The organism is Enterobacter cloacae complex sp. IR5450, assembly GCF_049238665.1.
Taxonomy (GTDB): Bacteria; Pseudomonadota; Gammaproteobacteria; order Enterobacterales; family Enterobacteriaceae; genus Enterobacter; species Enterobacter hormaechei_C.
Genome location: NZ_JBMKIC010000074.1, coordinates 1 through 3,691 on the forward strand (window position 1 = coordinate 1; position 3,691 = coordinate 3,691).

The 3,691-nt window shown below is 55.7% G+C and carries 3 protein-coding genes and 1 pseudogene; 1 reads left to right on the forward strand and 3 read right to left on the reverse strand.

Annotation, left to right across the window (positions count from 1 at the left end):
* Positions 1–75: 75 nt before the first annotated feature.
* From ACOTYB_RS24615 to tet(D), 3 genes and pseudogenes are all read right to left on the reverse strand, one after another.
* Positions 76–498 (reverse strand): annotated as a pseudogene (locus ACOTYB_RS24615) (alpha/beta hydrolase-fold protein); the annotation flags it as partial.
* A gap of 21 nt (positions 499–519) precedes the next feature.
* The gene (locus ACOTYB_RS24620; protein ID WP_000842134.1) at positions 520–1,629 is read right to left on the reverse strand and encodes an S-(hydroxymethyl)glutathione dehydrogenase/class III alcohol dehydrogenase; all 1,110 of its coding nucleotides are present in this window, start codon (positions 1,627–1,629) and stop codon (positions 520–522) included.
* Between the two features lie 94 nt (positions 1,630–1,723).
* Positions 1,724–2,908 (reverse strand): tetracycline efflux MFS transporter Tet(D), encoded by a 1,185-nt coding sequence (gene tet(D) / locus ACOTYB_RS24625; protein WP_001039466.1) that lies wholly within the window; start codon positions 2,906–2,908, stop codon positions 1,724–1,726.
* A 95-nt stretch (positions 2,909–3,003) separates the two neighbouring features.
* Between tet(D) and tetR(D) the strand changes: the two genes are divergently transcribed.
* Entirely contained in the window at positions 3,004–3,660 is a 657-nt protein-coding gene (tetR(D), locus tag ACOTYB_RS24630) for a tetracycline resistance transcriptional repressor TetR(D) (RefSeq protein WP_000113282.1), read from the forward strand.
* Positions 3,661–3,691 lie beyond the last annotated feature (31 nt).

Here is a 3,691-nt window from a genome sequence, read left to right on the forward strand (position 1 = left end):
CGCCTGGTAAGCAGAGTTTTTGAAATGTAAGGCCTTTGAATAAGACAAAAGGCTGCCTCATCGCTAACTTTGCAACAGTGCCCGTTTTTCCGATGTGCCGAAATGCCCGCTTACCAGGGTGTGCAGCTCATTCAGAATATAATCATACATCTGATAATGCGCTTTCCACGGCTCCTGTGTGGCATTGACATAAAACCCGGCACCCTGGCCGAGATCGTACTCTTTATCATCCGCCACCTGACTGCCGCGCGGACTGGTATCCGGCGCGACAATCACCAGGCCGTGTTCCGCTGCGTAACGCTGTGCCCCGGCTTTGGTGATAAAATTCTGCTCGTTGCAGGTCAGCCCGGAAAGCCAGTACAGCACAGGACATTTCTCTGTTTTTGCCTGCGGCGGCAGAAACACGGAAAAAGTCATCGGCGTGCCGGTCACCGCAGAGTGGTGACGCCAGACTTCCTGGCTGCCGCCGAAACAGACGTGATGTTCAATCCGTTCCATAGTATCTCCCTGAATACGTTATCAGTAATGAATGACTGTGCGGATGGATTTGCCGTCGTGCATCAAATCAAAAGCTTCATTGATTTTATCCAGTTCCATGGTGTGCGTGACAAACGGCGCCAGCTCGATTTTGCCGCTCATGGCATCTTCCACCATTCCCGGCAACTGGGTACGCCCTTTCACGCCGCCGAACGCCGTGCCTTTCCAGACCCGGCCGGTCACCAGCTGGAACGGACGGGTTGAAATCTCTTTTCCGGCACCCGCCACCCCGATAATTACCGACTGCCCCCAGCCACGGTGCGCACTTTCCAGCGCCGACCGCATCACATTGACATTGCCGATACATTCAAAGGTATGATCCACACCCCATTTGGTCATTTCGACCAGCACCTGCTGAACAGGTTTGTCATAATCATTGGGATTAATGCAGTCTGTGGCGCCGAACTGTTTTGCCAGCTCAAACTTGGATGGATTGGTATCGATGGCAAAGATGCGCCCCGCTTTTGCCTGACGTGCGCCCTGCACCACGGCCAGCCCGATACCGCCGAGGCCGAATACCGCCACAGAATCCCCTTCCTGTACCTTCGCGGTATTGTGTACCGCGCCGATCCCGGTGGTCACGCCGCAGCCGAGCAGGCAAACCTGCTCCGCATTGGCCTGCGGATTGATTTTCGCCAGTGATACTTCCGCCACAACGGTATATTCGCTGAATGTCGAGCAGCCCATATAGTGATAGAGCGGCTGACCGTTATACGAAAAACGGCTGGTGCCGTCCGGCATCACGCCTTTGCCCTGGGTTTCGCGGACGGCAACACAGAGGTTGGTTTTACCGGAGGTACAGAAATCACACTCGCCGCACTCGGCGGTGTACAGCGGGATCACATGGTCGCCCGGTTTCACACTGGTCACGCCCTCACCGACCTCAACCACCACCCCGGCACCTTCATGGCCGAGCACCACCGGGAACAGACCTTCCGGATCATCACCGGAAAGCGTGTAGGCATCGGTATGGCATACCCCGGTGTGACTGATTTTCACCAGCACTTCACCTTTCTTCGGCGGTGCCACATCAATTTCAACAATTTCAAGGGGTAAACCCGGCCCGAAGGCGACTGCTGCGCGTGATTTCATAACGGTTCCTCTGTGTCTGAGGCTTATCATGGCAGGCGATAAGCACGAATGCCGTCCACCATACCGCACAACAGCGCTGCCTGTATAGCGCCGGTCAGCAGGTGGCCGCCACCGGTGCCGGTTTTCTGATCAGCAGACAGATTGCCAGCAGCAGACCGTACAGTGCCGTGCCAATCAGCCACACCGTACCGTCCGCACTCTGCTGTGTCTGACTGAAAATAAAAGCAAACAGCAGCGGGCCCGCCACGCCGGTCAGATTGGTCAGGCTGACCAGCACACCCTGTAGTTTTCCCTGATTTGCCGCCGATGCCCCGGCAGAGATAATGCCCTGCAATGCAGGCAGTGCAATTCCGCCGCCTGCCAGCAGGATCAGGACCGGATACACCATCCATCCGGAAGTGATAGCAGACATCAGTAAAAACGCGGTGGCATCGGCAATAAATCCGGCGAAAATAATGGTTTTCTCACTCAGCCGTTTTGCCAGCGCCCCGGCAACCACCGCCTGAAACAGTGCATGCATCGCCCCGAGTCCCGCCAGTGAAAAACCGACCGCCGCGCTGTCCCAGGCAAAGCGGCTCTCCGTAAACAATACCCAGACAGTGGCCGGGATCTGCCCGATAAGCTGCGCGGTAAAAAAGACAAACAGCAACAGCGCCAGAGGTTTAAGCAGTGTGATAAAGCTGATACCTGCGCTTTCTTGTTTCTGCTCCGCCGGTTTTTCTTCTGTCTGTACCGCCGGTTTAAAGATAAAAAAGACCATCAGAAAGGTGCAGGCATTCAGTATTGCCGCAATGACAAACGGCAGATGCGGTGAGATATCCCCCGCCAGTCCGCCGATAGCCGGCCCGGCAATCAGCCCGGCACCAAAGGCCGCACCGAGACGGCCGAACCAGGCGGTACGCTCGCTGACCGCCGTGCTGTCCGCCACTACCGAAGCCGCAACCGCGCCGGTGGCACCAGTGATCCCGGAGATAATCCGCCCGAGATACAACATCCACAGCACATTGGACAGTGCCAGCAGTGTGTAATCAAACGCGGCACCCGCCAGGGATAACAGCAGCACCGGTCTGCGCCCCAGCTTATCTGACCATCTGCCCAGCAGCGGAGCAAAACAGACCTGCATCACCGCATACAGCGCCAGCAGAATGCCGTAATGGTTTGCCACATCCGCTTCCGGGAGATATTCCCGCAGCAGTGACGGTAATACCGGCATGATCAGACCAATTCCCATCGCGTCCAGCAGTGTAATCACCAGCGCGATGACAGCGGGTTTATTCATTTTTCAGATCCTGTGTTAATTCCCTATCATTGATAGAGTTGGAATATATCTCTATCAATGATAGAGTGTCAATCTGAAAATCGGAGGAGACGGTCATGGCACGGCTGAACAGAGAATCGGTTATTGATGCGGCACTGGAACTGCTGAATGAGACAGGGATTGACGGGCTGACGACCCGCAAGCTGGCGCAGAAGCTGGGAATAGAACAGCCGACACTTTACTGGCATGTGAAAAATAAACGGGCGTTACTGGATGCGCTGGCGGTGGAGATCCTGGCGCGTCATCATGATTATTCACTGCCTGCGGCGGGGGAATCCTGGCAGTCATTTCTGCGCAATAATGCAATGAGTTTCCGCCGGGCGCTGCTGCGTTACCGTGACGGGGCAAAAGTGCACCTCGGCACCCGCCCTGATGAAAAACAGTATGATACGGTGGAAACCCAGTTACGCTTTATGACAGAAAACGGCTTTTCACTGCGCGACGGGTTATATGCGATTTCAGCGGTCAGTCATTTTACCCTTGGTGCCGTACTGGAGCAGCAGGAGCATACTGCCGCCCTGACCGACCGCCCTGCAGCACCGGACGAAAACCTGCCGCCGCTATTGCGGGAAGCGCTGCAGATTATGGACAGTGATGATGGTGAGCAGGCCTTTCTGCATGGCCTGGAGAGCCTGATCCGGGGGTTTGAGGTGCAGCTTACGGCACTGTTGCAAATAGTCGGTGGTGATAAACTTATCATCCCCTTTTGCTGATGGAGCTGCACATGAACCCATTCAAAGGCCG

Coding starts and splice junctions, on each gene's coding strand:
- ACOTYB_RS24620 (WP_000842134.1), bottom strand. CDS start 1,629: ATGAAATCACGCGCAGCAGTCGCCTTCGGGCCGGGTTTACCCCTTGAA.